At 63.9% G+C, this 15,314-nt stretch carries 11 protein-coding genes and 1 riboswitch; of the genes, 2 read left to right on the plus strand and 9 right to left on the minus strand.

The genetic code is table 11. The features are described 5' to 3' along the window. Positions 1–34: 34 nt before the first annotated feature. The 3 genes from B0E48_RS00785 to B0E48_RS00795 all read right to left on the minus strand — a co-directional run bounded on the left by B0E48_RS00785 (position 35) and on the right by B0E48_RS00795 (position 2,355). A complete protein-coding gene (locus B0E48_RS00785; RefSeq protein WP_077515550.1) occupies positions 35–604 on the minus strand; it encodes a hypothetical protein in 570 nt (189 codons plus the stop codon). A 126-nt stretch (positions 605–730) separates the two neighbouring features. Further along, complete coding sequence (gene queF / locus B0E48_RS00790; RefSeq protein ID WP_077515551.1) at positions 731–1,555, minus strand: NADPH-dependent 7-cyano-7-deazaguanine reductase QueF; 825 nt, start codon at positions 1,553–1,555, stop codon at positions 731–733. Positions 1,556–1,605: 50 nt separating this feature from the next. Further along, positions 1,606–2,355 (minus strand): glutathione S-transferase family protein, encoded by a 750-nt coding sequence (locus tag B0E48_RS00795; protein WP_077515552.1) that lies wholly within the window; start codon positions 2,353–2,355, stop codon positions 1,606–1,608. A gap of 314 nt (positions 2,356–2,669) precedes the next feature. Here B0E48_RS00795 and B0E48_RS00800 point away from each other — a divergent pair, with 314 nt between their 5' ends. After that, positions 2,670–5,000: a S9 family peptidase gene (locus B0E48_RS00800; protein WP_077515553.1), complete on the plus strand. Its 2,331-nt coding sequence runs from the start codon at positions 2,670–2,672 to the stop codon at positions 4,998–5,000. A gap of 73 nt (positions 5,001–5,073) precedes the next feature. Here the strand turns inward: B0E48_RS00800 and B0E48_RS00805 are convergent, their stop codons facing one another. From B0E48_RS00805 to B0E48_RS00825, 5 genes are all read right to left on the minus strand, one after another. Continuing rightward, complete coding sequence (locus tag B0E48_RS00805) at positions 5,074–6,288, minus strand: FtsX-like permease family protein (RefSeq protein ID WP_077515554.1); 1,215 nt, start codon at positions 6,286–6,288, stop codon at positions 5,074–5,076. Positions 6,289–6,297: 9 nt separating this feature from the next. After that, positions 6,298–7,602, minus strand: a complete 1,305-nt coding sequence (locus tag B0E48_RS00810) for an ABC transporter permease (protein WP_077515555.1) — start codon at positions 7,600–7,602, stop codon at positions 6,298–6,300. Between the two features lie 132 nt (positions 7,603–7,734). Next, a complete protein-coding gene (locus tag B0E48_RS00815; RefSeq protein WP_077515556.1) occupies positions 7,735–10,320 on the minus strand; it encodes a M56 family metallopeptidase in 2,586 nt (861 codons plus the stop codon). Between the two features lies 1 nt (position 10,321). After that, positions 10,322–10,708, minus strand: a complete 387-nt coding sequence (locus B0E48_RS00820) for a BlaI/MecI/CopY family transcriptional regulator (RefSeq protein ID WP_077515557.1) — start codon at positions 10,706–10,708, stop codon at positions 10,322–10,324. A 117-nt stretch (positions 10,709–10,825) separates the two neighbouring features. Further along, entirely contained in the window at positions 10,826–11,851 is a 1,026-nt protein-coding gene (locus tag B0E48_RS00825; protein WP_077515558.1) for a ribonucleotide-diphosphate reductase subunit beta, read from the minus strand. Positions 11,852–12,051: 200 nt separating this feature from the next. Here B0E48_RS00825 and B0E48_RS00830 point away from each other — a divergent pair, with 200 nt between their 5' ends. Beyond that, entirely contained in the window at positions 12,052–12,348 is a 297-nt protein-coding gene (locus B0E48_RS00830; protein WP_077515559.1) for a GIY-YIG nuclease family protein, read from the plus strand. A 108-nt stretch (positions 12,349–12,456) separates the two neighbouring features. Here the strand turns inward: B0E48_RS00830 and B0E48_RS00835 are convergent, their stop codons facing one another. Then, on the minus strand, positions 12,457–14,943 hold the full coding sequence (locus B0E48_RS00835; RefSeq protein ID WP_077515560.1) for a ribonucleoside-diphosphate reductase subunit alpha: 2,487 nt from the start codon (positions 14,941–14,943) through the stop codon (positions 12,457–12,459). Positions 14,944–15,096: 153 nt separating this feature from the next. Next, positions 15,097–15,312, minus strand: a riboswitch (cobalamin riboswitch). Positions 15,313–15,314: the final 2 nt, after the last annotated feature.

Raw genomic sequence — 15,314 nt, forward strand, 5'->3', positions numbered from 1 at the left:
TCCGGCAATTCTATCGGGCAATCGGCAAGACCAATCAGGGCCTGGCGATCTCGAAGTCCTGGGTACTCACTGGCTTGCCATCGAGCGAGATCTCGACCTTGTACTTGCCCTCCGGCCACAGGTCGGGGTTCTGCACCATGAAGGTGGTGACGGCCGGGCCATCGGTGGCGATCGCCTGACTGATGCTGCTGATCAGCTGGCCCTGGCCTCCCAGATAACTCCACTTGGCATTGAGCGTGGCGCCGCCGCTGCGGCCCGCCGTGGCGACGCTGGCATAGATGGTCTTGTCGCCGGGCGCAAAGCGGTTGCTCGGCTGGGTCACCTGATGCGCGGTGTTGACCGCGTTGCCCAACGTCACATTGGCCACGCTGAGTGGGGCGCTGGCGGCACTGGCAGGCGGCGCCGTCGCGATACTGGTCACCAGGGTGCCTGATACAGCGGCAGCCGTATGGGCGGTGGCCGGGGTGGGCGTCGGGGCGGCGGCCTTGGCAGCGGTGGCCGGCGGAGTGGCTGGTGGCGCTGCGGGATGCTTGCCGCAGGCACCAAGCAGCAGGCTGGCAAGACAGATGCTGTACAGCGCGGTGGAACGTGCGAAACGTGTCATGCGAAAACTCCACTGGCAGTGAGGCAGTGCTGTTCGGTTACCCGATCGAACTACCGAGGCTAGCCCTGCCGATATGAAGCGCCGGTTACCGGGTGGCGGCGCCGTCACATCCGCAATGGGAACCTGCTATTGGCGGACCGTGCGCGGATTGCCCGGTGTTGCCGGTGTGCTGCTGCGGAACGGGTTGATGTCCAGGCCACCGCGACGGGTATAGCGCGCGTACACGCTCAGCTGCTGCGGTGCGCAGCGCTGCATCAGGTCGACGAAGATGCGCTCCACGCATTGCTCATGGAACTCGTTGTGATCACGGAACGAGACCAGGTAACGCAGCAGGCCGGCGTGGTCGATCGGTGTGCCGCGGTAGGCGATCTGCACGCTGCCCCAGTCCGGCTGGCCGGTGACCGGGCAGTTCGAGCGCAGCAGGTGCGAGACCACGGTTTCCTCGACCGGGTTGGCGCGGGCATCCGCGTGCAGGAACTCTGCTTGCGGCGGACCGTAGTGGTCGATGGCGATGTCCTGTGCGTCGAGCAGATGGCCGTCCAGATCGATGGCCGGGAGTGCCGCGGCATTCGCTGCGCGGAGTTGCACGCTGACGGTTGCACCGGCCGCGGCGGACAGGTCGTGCGTCAACGTGATGATCAGCGCATCCGCGTCGGCGATGCGCTCTTGCGCGAAGCCGTTCAAGTACAGCTTGAACGATTTCGATTCGATGATGTTCGGCGAAGTCGCCGGCACGCGGAACTCGGCCAGAGCCACCACGGGCTTGCCGCGCAGGTCCAGCCATGACAGTTCGTAGGCGTTCCAGATGTCCACGCCGTGGAACGGCAGCGGCTCGGCCACGCCGATCTCCGCGCGCTTGTCGGCGCGCGGGATCGCAAACAGCAGGCTGGGGTCGTAATGGTCGGCGTAGATCGTGTTCTTGCCGAGCGGGGAGTGTTCGGGCGTAGTCATGCCGCGAAGTTTAGCGGCTTTGGCGGCTCCCCTCGCTTGCAGGGGTGGGTTTATTCGCGTGGAGCGCCGTGCCTCGGCGTGCTGGTGCCCAAGGTGTCGCTGGTCAGCGGAGCACCGGCACTGATCAGTGCGCCACGCTGCTCGGCCAGCGGCAGTCGCAGCATGCAGTCCTCGAAGCGGGCGAGTTTCTGGAATACCGCCAACGCCTGCACTTGCGCGACCAGGGCGGCACTGTGCGGCCAGCGGGCGGCGTCGATCTCGTAGCGCACGAACGAGGCGGTGCGGAAAAAACTGGCGATGCTGATGTCGGCGATCGACAGCGGGCCGAACACGAAGCCGTCTTCCGGCAACTGGCTCTCCAGGTAGTCGAGCGCGGCGGGAATCTCCACGTCGCGCGCCTGCTGCACCACCGCCTCGTCAGTGGCCTCGCGGAAGATGTGGCGCCTGATCGCCAGCTGATAGAACAGCTTCCAGATCAGCCCGCCGGCCAGCCGCGTGTCGGCGTATTCCTCCAACCAGCGTGCCTGCGCGCGGTCGGCGATATCTGCCGGATACAGCGCGGGCGTCGGATGCCGGTCTTCCAGGTACTGACAGATCACCGAGGAGTCATTCAGCACGAAGCCGCCGTCGATCAGCACCGGGATGCGCCGCAGCGGGCTGAGCCGCGAGAACTGGTCGTCGCCGACAAACGGTGCGATCGGGTCGATCTCGTAATCGAGCCCTTTCATCTCCAGACATACCAGCACCTTGCGCACATAAGGCGAGATGTAATTGCCGATGATTCTCAGGCGATCAGACATCGAACGACTCCGATTGCAGTCAGCAGAATATGGTTACCCTGTTTACGGCAAGTAAAAGATGGCTGCGCTGCTTGCGGCAAGCAAAAGATGGCTACGGCGCAGTACAGGGTGATCAGCCTGTGCGAGGCTACGAGGCGCGTCAAGCGGGGAACGGCTTCTCAAGATATTGCGTTCAGATGCGCGACAGCCAGGGCCGGGTGGCGGCATGAACCTTTGGCATGGGGCGCCGGTTCGATATCGGGTTAGCATCGGTCGATTGGGCATCGACGGGGCAGTGTCGCCGCCATGTCATTCTGGCTTTCGTGGAGAAACGTATGCATGTGATGAGCGGCAAGTCGCGCCTGTTCGGCGCTGTGGTGATGGGGTTGCTGTCGGCTGGCGTCGCCGCGCAGGGCCGGACGCTGGGCGCGAATGATTACGCGCAGGCCGAGCGCTTCATGAGCTACAACGTCGCGCCGCTGGTCGATCATGCGGTGCAGAAGGCCGACTGGCTGGATGACGCCCACTTCTGGTACCGCGACCATGACAGTCACGGCGACCATTTCATGCAGATGGACGTGACCAGCGGCAAGGCTGCGCCGCTGTTCGACCAGGTCAAGCTCGCCGCCGCGCTGGGCAAGCTCAGCGACAAGCCGGTCGACGCGAGCAAGTTGCCGGTGACCGGCTACAGCGTGAAGCCGGATGGGCGTCTCGGGATCACGGTCCGCGACAAACAGTATTTGTGCGACATGCAGGCGGCGGCATGTGTGGCCGACAAGGGCGCGCAGGCGGCGAACAACGAACCGATCGTGCTGTCACCGGACAGGAAATCCGCGGCGTTCATCCGCGACTGGAATCTGTGGCTGCGCGATGTGGCGACGGGCAAGGAAACCCGGCTCACCAACGACGGCGTGGAGAACTTCGGCTACGCCACTGACAACGCCGGCTGGAAGCACACCGACAACGCGATCCTGGTGTGGTCACCGGATTCGACGCAGATCGCCACGTTCCAGCAGGACCAGCGCAAGACCGGCGACATGTACATGATCAGCACGAATGTCGGACACCCGAAGCTGGAGGCGTGGAAATATCCGCTGGTTGGCGACAAGGACGTGACGATGATCGAGCGCGTCATCATCGACGTGCCCACGCACAAGGTCGTGCGCCTGCAGATGCCGCCGGATCAGCATCGTTCCACCTTGTGCGACGACGTCAGCTGCGGCCCGGACGGTGGCTGGGACGACGTGCAGTGGGCGCCGGATGGCAAGACGCTGGCCTTCGTGTCTACTTCGCGCGACCACAAGAGCGCCACCTTGCGCGTGGCCGATGCGCGCAGCGGCAAGGTGCACGACGTGCTCAACGAAACCGTGCCGACCTATTACGAGAGCGGCAACGGCAAGGTCAACTGGACCTACCTGCCACAGTCGAACGAGGTGATCTGGTTCAGCGAGCGCAACAACTGGGGCAACCTGTATCTGTACGACCTCGCCAGCGGCAAGCTCAAGCACGCGATCACCACGGGCGAAGGCAATGTCACCGAAGTGCTGCGCGTGGACGACAAGAGCCGCACGCTGTGGTTCCGCGGTGTCGGCCGCGAACATGCTGAGAATCCCTATTACCAGCAGTTCTACAAGGTGGGTTTCGATGGTGGTCGGCCGACCTTGCTCACCCCGGAAGCCGCCGACCACATGGTAACGCTGTCGCCGGACGGCAAGTATTTCGTCGATGCGTATTCCACTACCGACACGCCGCCGGTGACTGTCCTGCGCGGCAGTGACGACGGCAAGACGATGGCCAGCGTGGCCAAGGCCGATATCTCGCGCCTGCGCGCCGCCGGCTGGGTGCCGCCGCAGGTGTTCACGGTGAAGGCGCGTGACGGCAAGACCGATCTGTACGGCGTGATGTTCAAACCAACCCACTTCGATCCGCACAAAAAATACCCAGTCATCGACTACATCTATCCCGGCCCGCAGACCGGCTCGGTGCGCACGTTCGGCTTCCTGGCGGCCAACGGCGACAACCAGTCGCTGGCCGAACTTGGCTTCATCGTGGTCGCGATCGATGGCATGGGTACGCCGTGGCGTTCGAAGGCTTTCCACGATGCGTACTACGCCAACATGGGCGACAACACGCTGCCGGATCAGGTCGCCGGCATCAAGGAGTTCGGCAAGCAGCACGCGTGGATCGATCTTGATCACGTCGGCATCTGGGGTCATTCGGGCGGCGGCTTCGCCACGGCGGATGCCATGTTCCGCTATCCGGACTTCTTCAAGGTGGGCTGGGCCGAAAGCGGCAACCACGACAACCGCAACTACGAAGACGACTGGGCCGAGAAATACCAGGGCCTGCTGGTGACTCACGCTGACGGCAGCAGCAATTACGACGACCAGGCCAACCAGAACCTGGCGAAGGACCTCAAGGGTCACCTGATGCTGGTGCACGGCACGATGGACGACAACGTGCCGACCAGCAACACGCTGCTGGTGGTCGACGCGCTGATCAAGGCCAACAAGGACTTCGACCTGCTGCTGATCCCGAATGCCCATCACGGTTACGCCGCGGCCACGCCGTATGCCACGCGCCGGCGCTGGGACTATTTCGTGCGCAACCTCGCCGGCGATACACCGCCGAAAGAATACGAGTTGAAGGCGTGGCCGTGGATGTGAGGCCAGCAGCGACAAGCGGAGTCCGGCACGGCTCCGCTTGTCGCTATCCGTGCGTACCCCGCGCCTGCGCCAGTCAGTCCGCCCGGGTGGCCATCACCGGCGGTACCGCCGCTGCGTGCAATGCCGGGCCAAGCACCGCGCCTTGGCCGAGCAGCCACAACAGTACGGCGCCGATGGGCAGGTAGAGGAATGGCAGCCGTGGCAGTTCGTAATGCGTCATCAGCCACAGGTTGAGCGCATAGGCCAGCAGCATGCCCGGCACGATGCCACCGCCGACGATCAGGAAATTCTCGGCCTGGAAATAACACAGGATGTCGTTGCGAGTGGCGCCGATCGCGCGGCGAATGCCGATCGAGCGTCGTCGCTGTTGCACCCAGAAACTGGCGAGGCCGGCGATGCCCAACGCGGTGACGAACAATAGCCCGGCTGCTGCGGCCAGCAGCAGGCCAATCATGGTGCGATTGCGCCGGAAGAAGTCGGTACGCAATTGGCTGAACGTCTGCGCCTGCCGCAGGATGCGATTGCCATCGAGCTGGTTCAGCACCTCGGCCATCTGCTTCAGCACGCGCTCGCGTTCCTGCGGTGCCGTGCGCAACACGTAAGTGACATCGTTGCTGTCCGGCAGCATCGGAAACAGGGTGCTGTAATCGTTGCTGGCGGTTTCGCGCAGATGCGGTCGCAGCAGGTGGTCGACCACGCCGACGATGCGTACCGGGTTGTCGCCGGGATAGATGAGCTTGCCCAGCGCGCTCTGACCGGAGAACAGCCGTTCGGCCAGCGCGCGGGTGATGATGGTGACCGGCACATGATTGATGCCGGCCCAGTCGTGCGCGCTGTCCATCGGCAGGTATTCGTCCGGCAGGAAATCACGTCCTTCGAGCAGGTGCAGGCCCAGCGTGCCGAGCTCGCCGGGGGTACCGTTGTAGGCGGTGGCGGTAAGGTCGGTATCGGCGTTCGGCGTGGTGGCGATGCCATTGCTCCAGTCGTTGCCGTTGAACGGCAACGCATCGACGGCAGCCACGGCTGTCACGCCGGGGATGTTGCGCAGCGCCGCCAGGTCCGCTGCGTGTCGGGCCAGCGGGTTTTCACCTTCGTCCAGGCCGATGCTATCGATCATCACCAGCTCGTCTTCGGCCACTCCGCTGGGCTGACGCATCTGTGCGGTCCGGTTGACGATCATGAACACCACGTTGCAGACGATGGCGCAGGTCAGGCCGACCTGCAGCGTCAGCAACAGCACGGTGAGCTTGTGACGGGTGAGACTGGCGAGCAGTGGTCGCAGCGGCATGGGATTACCTCACTGGGTCTTGAGCTGCAGGGCAGGCGTGATGCGGCAGGCGCGCCAGGCCGGCAGCAGTCCGGCCAGCACGCTGGCGAACACCGCCAGAACGAAGGTGTCCAGCAGCATCGCGGCATCCATCTGGGCCAGTTGCGCGTAGCCGTCGGGCCGCTGCCGCACGCTCCACAGGCCAAGCTCGGCAATCGCCAGGCCCAGTACGCCGCCAGCCACGCCGATCACCGCCGACTCGATGCCGAATTGCAGGAAGATGTCGCGCCGCTGCGCACCCAGTGCCCGGCGCACGCTGACCTCGCCACTGCGGCGCAGGAATTTCGCCAGCAGCAGGCCGACGATGTTGACCATGCATACGCCGAGAAAACCCAAGGCCAGCCACAGTTGCAGGCGCAGGTCGGACGGGATCACCTGCTGTCGAGTGAGCCAGTTCATCAAGCCGTAGAGTTGCGCGTTAACGGGGCGCGGAAAGCGGCCATGCGTCTGCTGCTCGCGCCAGTAGTCGCCGAGGAAGTCCCGGTAGGCGCGCGCCTTGGCCGGGTTGTCCAGTTGCACCCAGAACTGCAACCAGGTGCAGTGATCGCTGGTGCGGCCACCGGCGCCATTGCCCCAGCACATGAAACTGCCGCTGAAATCGAACTTCAGATCCAGCGCGGTCTGCAACGGCAGGAAAAACTGGTCGGTCTTGCCGAAGGAGCGATCGTTGACCTGGGCATAGAAGGTGGGTTGTGGATACCAGTCATCGAGTACGCCGACCACGCGGAAATCGGTGTTCTTCAATCGCACCGTGCGGCCGATGCCCGGCATGTCGCCGAACAGCTTGCGGTTGAGTTCGGTGTTGAGCACGACCACGCGTGCGCGCTGCTCGTCATCCTCGGCGGTCCAGCCGCCGCCAGCGCGGAACGGTGCACCGAACATCGAAAAGAAGTCTGCGGTGACGTAATGCCCAGGCTGGAAGAATGGTCGCAACGACGCCTGCGCGGGACGGATCGGCACCGAGCCTGCCACCATCGCCGCCTGCCGGTCCGCACGATGGGTGCGCAACAGGTTCATCGCATCCGGCCACGTCAGGTTGCCGGTGGGCGCACTGTCTTTGGAAGCCTTGTTGCGCTCCAGCGGAAGGGGATCGATCACAGGTACGTACAGTTGCGCGCTATGCCCAGGCAGCGGATCGCCCGACATCACGTGCAGCACGGTGATCATGGTCATGCTGGCGCCGATGCCCAGACCGATGGCGAGGATCATCAGTGCGGTAAGCACCTTGCTGCGCTTCAGGCTGCGCAGCGCAAGCGCGAAGTAATAGCCGAACATCGTGAGCCTCCCGGTAGCCATGCAGGGCGTTGACGGACACAGCCGTCCCCGCCGCCTGCGAAAACAGGCGGTATGTGTGCGTTCAAACGACCGGCGGCGATCGCCGGTTTCTGCTGCCGAGGCGGCGGTGCCTCAGCGGCGGCTGACTTCCTGCGCCACGCCCTTGCCGAGTGCCTCGTCGATCAACTGCGATGCCTGCAGATTGGCCTGTGCGACGACCTGTTGCTGGCGCTGCGTCATCGCAGCCAGCTTCGGTTGCAGCGCGACCAGTTGCCGGTTGAGATCGGCCATCTGTGCGGTGATCTCGCGTTGCTGTGCGTCCAGACTTGCCAGGCGCTGTGTGGCGGCGGGTGCCTGCGCGTCGGCGAGCAGATCGCGACGCTGCTCCTCGACATCGCGTTGCCGGTTGAGCAAGCCTTCCAGCGGCCCCTTCAGTTCCCACTTCTCGCCTTCGAGCTTGCCCGCATCGCGCCAGTACGCGCTCACCGAAGCGTAGGTGGCGTTGGCGCGCTCGACATAAGCGGGATCACGGATCAGGTAGGTCTGATCGCCGCGGCGGAACCAGAACATCGGTGCCGTATCCGTGGTGTGCAAGCGCTTGGCCATCGCGACATCGGCGCGGTCACCGTTGATCAATACGGTTTCACCACGGGCGTTGTGGTCGTACAGGGCATAGGCATATTTGCTGCCGGGTTCCACCGTGGTGATGTCGCTGTCGCGGTGTCGGGTCTGATTGGCGGATGTCGTTGTTGTGGCGGCTGCCGACGGTGGCGGTGCAATCGGTGTCGGTGGTGCGGGTGGCAGCGCCGGCATTTTCGAGAGCGGCGGTGTCGGCGGTAAACCGGGCAGCTGTCGTGCCTGTGTGGCGGCGGACTGCGGCATCGGGTTCATGCCGAGCTTTTGCGCAGCGCCATGTGCAATCGCCTCGTCCAGCAGTTTCCTGATCTGCTGATCCGCTTGTTCCGTCGCCTGTTGCTGGCGCTTGCCCAGTGCTTCCTGCTGCGCGCCGAGTGCTTCCTGTTGCTTGCCCAGTGCTTCCTGCTCGCGGCCAAGCTCATCCTGCTGCCGGCCGAGCTCGCTCTGACTGGCTTCCAGTCTGGCCCGTTGCGCTTCCAGCGCTGCCGAGGACTGGTCTTGGCCGGATTGCACGGTCAGCCTTGCCTCTTCGCTGGCCAGCTTCCCTTGTCTGGTGCCGAGCGCACCTTGGCGTGCGCCGAGTGCGCCCTGTTTGCCGCCAAGCTGGCCTTGCTGACCGCCGAGCTGGCCCTGTTGCCTGGCCAGCGCCGTGACTGGCGCGTAGGCGACCCTGGCGCGCTGGATGTAGCTGGTATCGCGGATCAGGTAGGCCTGGTCTCCGCGGCGGAACCACAGCATCGGTTCGTTGCCTTGGTGCAGCCGCTGCGCGATGGCCAGGTCGTTGTCCGTGCCGTTGACGGTGATCGAATCGCCATCGAACAGTGCGAAGCCATCGCGGGCATCGGTACGGGTAGTAATGTCGACATGATGGGCCGAGAAGCCACTGGCGAGGTGCGCTGGAACCGGCGGCGCGGGTGGCGGAGTCGGCGGAGTTGGTGGGGCGGGAGGTGTGGGCGGCGGCGGTGGCACGGCCGTCAGTTCACCCGTCTGGGTGGCGGCCTGCGCCGCGGTCGCACCGGTGGCCGTCACGCGATAGGGCAGCACGCCGACGAGCGCAATCAGCACGACGAGCCACCAGCCACGCGTGCGCAACTGCGAAGGATTCACGCTTTGCTGCAACATGGTCAGTCGCCTTTTCAGGTTCTGGAAGGTGGGGGATGCCCCGGCGAGGCCGGAGTGCATGGGCTGGGCCACGCCGAGGCGCAGCAGCAGGCGCCCGTAGTCCTGCGGTGCCGTGCAATGCTGTTGCAGCACTTGCGCATCGCAGGCGGCTTCGCGGTGGAGTGCGTACTCGCGCATCGCCCATGCCACCAGCGGGTGGAAAAAGAACAGTCGCTGCGCAATCGCCGGTGCCCAGCCCAGCCAGAGATCGCCGCGGCGCAGATGGGCCAGCTCGTGGGCGAGCGCCATCGATGATTCTTCCGGCGTGAGTAACTCGTTGGCCGGAAGCAGGACGGTGGGACGCCACAGACCGGTCACCTGGGGCGAGGTGATCGCATGCGACACGCGCAATTGCGGACAGCGGCGCAAGCCGAGCATGCGGGCCTGCTGCGAGCAGGCTGCCTGCAGCGTTTCGTCGCGCGCTGGCGCGGATTCACGCAGCAGCAGACGCGTTTTTCGCCATTGCCGCGCAACCAGCAGCAGCTGCGCCAGCAGGCCGACGAGCCACAATGTCACCACGAACGAACGCCAGGGGAACGGACGCGTTGGCATCGACGTAGGCGTTGTCGACTGCGCAGTCGTCATCGCCGGAGTAGTGGGCAAGGACGGCCCGGCAACCTCCGAGGGTGTGCTGGATTCGTCCAATGGCGCGATCGCGGTGGTCTGCTGGTTGGCCGTTGCCACGATGGAGGCGGGCGGCGATGCCGGTGACAGCAGTGGCAATTTCACCGGTGTGCTGGCGACCAGGCCGACGATCAACTGCACGCTGAGCACCCACCACAGCATGCAACGGATTGCCGGTGACAATCGCGGCATCAAGCGACCCAGCAGCCATAGCGCGCCGATCAGCAGCACCGCTTGCGCGGATGTCCAGGCGAGGCGGATCAGCAAGGTATCGGTGAGGGTATGCATCGTGTCCATCTCACGACTCCTTGCGCTTGGATTGCAGCTGCGTCACCAGCGCTTCCAGCTGCGCCAGCTCGGTGTCGGATACTTCGGCGTGCTCGGACATCCAGGCCACGAACGGCGAGACGGAACCGCTTAATGTCTTCTCGACAAAGCTACCGACCGCGCTGCGCATCGCCTCGCCGGGCCCGGTGGCGGTGCTGTAGCGGTACATGCCCTTGACCTGCCGGCGCTTGAGATAACCCTTGCTGCGCAGGCGTTCCATCATGGTCAGCACGGTGGAGCGCGCCAGTCCGCGCGGCTCGCCGTAGCCAACGGCCACTTCGCCTACCGAGGCGTGACCGCATTCGTCGATGTGATGCAGTAGCGCCAGTTCCTGGTCGCCGATGGTAGATTTGAGCATGGCCGAAGGTTCCGCGTAACTACAGATGTAGTCACGCTACGCCATGCCTACACGTGTAGTCAATAGGCCGGGTGGCATCCTCTGTGCCAGCGCGGGCCGCCGGGTGAATCGGGCGCGTCAAAACGCCATATCGAACGCCACTTCGCCCTGCACGCCGACCTGATACGCGGACACCCGGCGCTCGAAGAAATTGGTCACTTCCTGCACGTCCTGCAGATCCATGAAGTCGAACGGGTTCTTCGCGCCGTACTTCTTCGGCATGTCGAGCTGAGCGAGGCGCTGGTCGGCGCAGTATTCGAGGTACTGGCGCATGTCTTTCACCGACAGTCCGACCACACCGCCGGAGAGCACGTCCTCGGCGAACAGGGTTTCGCAGGCGATCGCGTCTTCCATCATCTGCTCGACCTGCGCGCGCATGGTGTCGTCGAACAGCTCGGGCTCTTGCTCGCGCACTGTGCGCACCACATCGAAGGCAAACGCCATGTGACCGCTCTCGTCGCGGAACACCCAGTTGGTGCCCGCGGCGAGGCCATGCAGCAGGCCGCGCGAGCGCAGATAGTAGACGTAGGCGAATGCGGCGTAGAAGAACAGGCCTTCGATGCAGGCGGCGAAGCAGATCAGGTTGAGTAGGAACTGCCGCCGCTGCTCACGCGTCTCCAATCGCCGCAAGTCCTGCACCGAGTCGATCCACTTGAAGCAGAACTCGCCCTTGGCGCGGATCGAGGGAATGTTCTCGATCGCCGCGAACGCCATGTTGCGCTCGGCCGGATCGGGGATATAGGTGTCGAGCAGGGTGAGATAGAACTGTACGTGCAGCGCTTCCTCATACAGCTGGCGCGATAGGTACATGCGCGCTTCGGGCGAATTGATGTGCTGATACAGATTCAGCACCAGGTTGTTCGACACGATGGTGTCGCCGGTGGCGAAGAATGCCACCAGGCGATGGATCAGGTGGCGATCGGCGGGGGACATCTTCGACGAAAGGTCGGCGGTGTCCATCGAGAAATCCACTTCCTCGACTGTCCAGGTGTTCTTGATCGCGTTGCGGTACATCTCGTAGAAACCGGGATAACGCATCGGGCGCAGGGTGAGCTCGAATCCCGGGTCGAGGATGTGGGCGTTGCGGATGGGTTGGGCGGGCATGGGTTTTCCTTGTGTGGTTCGCAGCCGGTGAGGCGCGAGTGCGTTGGCTCGTCATCCCAGCGAAAGCTGGGACCCAGTGACTTCGGCTTTCGCCGCGATGTCATGTAAGCGAGGGGCTCTGGGTCCCAGCTTTCGCTGGGATGACGGTCGTTTCATGGGTAGATTTCTGGACGCTTGAACTGCGGGAATGGATTCACTGCATGCAAGAACGAAATCTTTGCGTCTATCTCCTCGCCAGCCGCCGCAACGGCACCTTGTATGTCGGCGTTACTTCCAATCTGCCTGCACGCATCTGGCAGCATCGAAACAACGTGCTCGATGGCTTCACCAAACGTCATCGCGTACACAACCTTGTCTGGTTCGAGTTGCACGAGACGATGGACTCCGCGATCACCCGGGAGAAGGCGATCAAGGCGTGGAAGCGTGCATGGAAGATCGAGCTCATCGAGAAGTCCAATCCGTACTGGCGGGATTTGTATACGGAGATTTGCGACTGAATTCCCCCTCCCTCACCGTCATTCCAGCGAAAACTGGAATCCATGCCTCTGCTTCATCGGGCGAAGGGCACTGGGTTCCAGCTTTCGCTGGAATGACGGGCTCGGGGCTTACTGGCAGGCCTCGCAGTACTCGGGATTTTCCAGCGAGCAGAACACCGCCGCGTTGGCCTGCGCCTGATCCACGACCAGCACGGTCTTGTCCGTCGACACGGTGGTCTTGGTGATCTTGGTGGCTGGACGCGAGCGCAGGTAGTAGGTGGTCTTGATGCCGGCCTTCCATGCGTACATGTACATCGAGCTGAGCTGACCGATGTTCGGGTTTTCCATGAACAGGTTCAGCGACTGGCTCTGGTCGATATAGGCGCCACGCGCGGCACCGAGTTCGATCAGTGCCTTCTGCGGCAGCTCCCACACCGTGCGATAGATCGCGCGCAGGCGTTCCGGAATCGCCGCTATGCCCTGGATCGAACCTTCCGCCAGCTTGATCGCGTCGCGGATCTCTGATGTCCACAGGCCGAGTGTCTTCAGTTCGTCGGCGAGGTAACGATTGACCTGCAGGAAATCGCCCGACAGCGTCTCGCGTTTGAACAGGTTGCTGACCTGCGGCTCGATGCACTCGTAGCAGCCGGCGATCGAGGCGATCGTCGCGGTCGGGGCAATCGCGATCAGCAGCGAGTTGCGCAGGCCGTGTTGCTTGATGCGTTCGCGCAGTGCATCCCAGCGTGCGCTGTCTTGTGGCGTGGCATTCGGCCAGTAGTCGAACTGCAGTTCCCCGTTCGCCGCCCGGCTCTCGGCGAAGCCCGGGTGGGCGCCTTCGACCGCGGCCAGTTCGGTCGACATCGACAGCGCGTGGAAATAGATCTCCTCGGCGATGCGGGTGGACAGTGCCAGCGCTTCCGTTGAGTCGAATGGCAGGCGCAGTTTGAAGAACACGTCCTGCAGACCCATCACGCCGAGACCGACTGGCCGCCACTTCATGTTGGCGGTGCGCGCGGTGTCGATCGGATAGAAGTTGAGGTCGATCACCCGGTTGAGCTGGCGCACGGCGGTACGCACGGTCGAGGCGAGTTGTTCGAAATCGAAGGCGTAGCTTTCATCGGCGGCGCGGACCACGTGCCGCGCCAGATTCACCGAGCCAAGATTGCACACGGCCGTCTCGCTGGCCGAGCTCACTTCGAGGATCTCGGTGCACAGGTTGGACAGGTGGATCACATTGTCGGGATGGGCGGTCTGGTTGCTGGTGGCGTTGCAGCGATCCTTGAACGTCATCCAGCCGTTGCCGGTCTGCGCCAGTGTGCGCATCATGCGGGCATACAACTCGCGTGCCTTCACCGTCTTCGCCGCGAGGCCGTTCGCTTCGGCTTCGCGATAGGCGCGATCGAAGGTTTCGCCCCAGCTGTCGACCAGATGCGGCATCACCTTCGGATCGAACAGCGACCAGTCGCCATCGCTTTCGACGCGGCGCATGAATTCGTCCGGGATCCAGTTCGCGATATTGAGGTTGTGCGCGCGACGTGCGTCATCGCCGGTGTTGTCGCGCAGCGCGAGAAAATCCTCGATGTCGGCGTGCCACGATTCGAGATACACACAGGCCGCGCCCTTGCGCTTGCCACCCTGGTTCACCGCGGCGACCGAGGCGTCCAGCGTCTTCAGCCATGGCAGCAAGCCATTGGAATGGCCGTTGGTGCCCTTGATCAGCGAGCCACGCGAACGCACGCGCGAATAAGCCAGGCCGATGCCGCCGGCGAACTTGCTGAGCTTGGCGACATCGGCGTACTTGTCGTAGATCGACTCCAGTGAGTCGAGCGGCGAGTCGAGCAGGTAACACGAGCTGAGCTGCTCATGCGCGGTGCCGGCATTGAACAGAGTGGGCGAGCTGGCGATGTATTCCAGCGAGGACAGCAGCCGATAGAGTTCCAGCGTTTCGCCGATCTCGTTGCCACCGAGCGCGCAGGCGATGCGCATGAAGAAATGCTGTGGCGTCTCGATCACGAAGCGCAGCTGCGGATGGCGCAGCAGGTAACGGTCGTACACCGTGCGCAGGCCGAAGTATTCGAAGCGGCGGGTGGCGAGCGGATCGATTGCGTCGTTCAACTTGCGCGCGTTGATGGCGACGAAATCGCGCAGGCGCGCATTGAGGATGCCCAGTTTCGCGCCGCGCGCGATCGACTGCGAGAAGCTCTGGATTTCCTGGCCGCTCACTTCCTTGTCGATGTAGGCGCCGAGCAGGCGTGCGGCGAGCTGGCCGTACTCCGGCTCTTCGGCGGTCAGAGCCGCGGCGGTGCGGATCGAAAGCTGGTCCAGCTCCTGGGTGGTGGCGCCATCGTACAGGCCGCCGATGGTCTTCAGCGCCACGCGCAGCGGGTCGACGCCATGCAGGCCTTCGCTGCTGCGGGTCACCGCGCGCACGATCTTGTTGACGTCGACGGTTTCCTGACCGCCGTTGCGCTTGGTCACGCGCATCTGGCCGGGATTGTGCGGTGGGGTCAAGGCGAATGAGTCGTCAGGTGACGCCGCCGCATCGGTCGCGGCATCGGCTGGTGAATCGACGCGCGCGCTGGTGCGCTCGCGGGTAGCGGTATTCTGAGGTTGCATGGCTGTGAGCTCCCGGCATGGACATCAAACGCCTGCTCCCGCGCGCAGGGCCTGAAGCGATGGATTCCGGGAACGGGTCACAATGCAGGCGCCATGCGGCCTACTGCACTGCGACGTGCCTCCCCGCGGAAGCCGTCACTACGCACCGGGACACGTTCGTCCCGATGTGCCGGCAGGTCTTCGGACTTGCGGACATGGATCTTGCGATCCGCCTACTTGTCCCCGCTTCCCAGTCGTGGACGACCAGTGCATGTGGCGACGTTCGTTTCCGCTTTACCGCTGCGGGGCAGTTCCGGAATTACACCGGATTCCCTTTTAAGCCCGACCGACGATCGCGTCTGGACGGGCACCGACGGACACAACATATCGGG

It is taken from the genome of Rhodanobacter sp. C03 (genome assembly GCF_002001175.1).
Classification (GTDB): domain Bacteria; phylum Pseudomonadota; class Gammaproteobacteria; order Xanthomonadales; family Rhodanobacteraceae; genus Rhodanobacter.